The organism is Abiotrophia defectiva ATCC 49176, from assembly GCF_000160075.2.
GTDB lineage: Bacteria > Bacillota > Bacilli > Lactobacillales > Aerococcaceae > Abiotrophia > Abiotrophia defectiva.
On record NZ_KI535343.1, the window covers coordinates 441 to 1,069 of the forward strand.

2 protein-coding genes and 1 pseudogene are annotated in these 629 nt (G+C 58.7%); 1 reads left to right on the forward strand and 2 read right to left on the reverse strand.

The window, feature by feature from the left end:
* Positions 1-211: pseudogene (locus GCWU000182_RS10125) on the forward strand (hypothetical protein); the annotation flags it as partial.
* A 55-nt stretch (positions 212-266) separates the two neighbouring features.
* On the opposite strand, the gene GCWU000182_RS10445 reads toward GCWU000182_RS10125, so the two are convergent.
* Both GCWU000182_RS10445 and GCWU000182_RS10300 read right to left on the reverse strand, forming a co-directional pair.
* Complete coding sequence (locus GCWU000182_RS10445) at positions 267-395, reverse strand: type VI secretion protein (protein ID WP_001260374.1); 129 nt, start codon at positions 393-395, stop codon at positions 267-269.
* Positions 396-449: 54 nt separating this feature from the next.
* Positions 450-629 (reverse strand): hypothetical protein (locus tag GCWU000182_RS10300; RefSeq protein ID WP_009202603.1); only part of this gene is annotated, 180 nt, incomplete at its 5' end.

Genomic DNA, 629 nt, shown 5'->3' on the forward strand with positions numbered 1-629 from the left:
GGTAGATGACGACCATCAGGGACAGCTTCAAGGATCGCTCGCGGCTCTTACCAGCCTAACTTCGATCATTGGACCGCTGATCGTCACGGCGATTTATGCCGCCTCGGCGAGCACATGGAACGGGTTGGCATGGATTGTAGGCGCCGCCCTATACCTTGTCTGCCTCCCCGCGTTGCGTCGCGGTGCATGGAGCCGGGCCACCTCGACCTGAATGGAAGCCGGCGGCACCTCGCTAACGGATTCACCACTCCAAGAATTGGAGCCAATCAATTCTTGCGGAGAACTGTGAATGCGCAAACCAACCCTTGGCAGAACATATCCATCGCGTCCGCCATCTCCAGCAGCCGCACGCGGCGCATCTCGGGCAGCGTTGGGTCCTGGCCACGGGTGCGCATGATCGTGCTCCTGTCGTTGAGGACCCGGCTAGGCTGGCGGGGTTGCCTTACTGGTTAGCAGAATGAATCACCGATACGCGAGCGAACGTGAAGCGACTGCTGCTGCAAAACGTCTGCGACCTGAGCAACAACATGAATGGTCTTCGGTTTCCGTGTTTCGTAAAGTCTGGAAACGCGGAAGTCAGCGCCCTGCACCATTATGTTCCGGATCTGCATCGCAGGATGCTGCTGGCT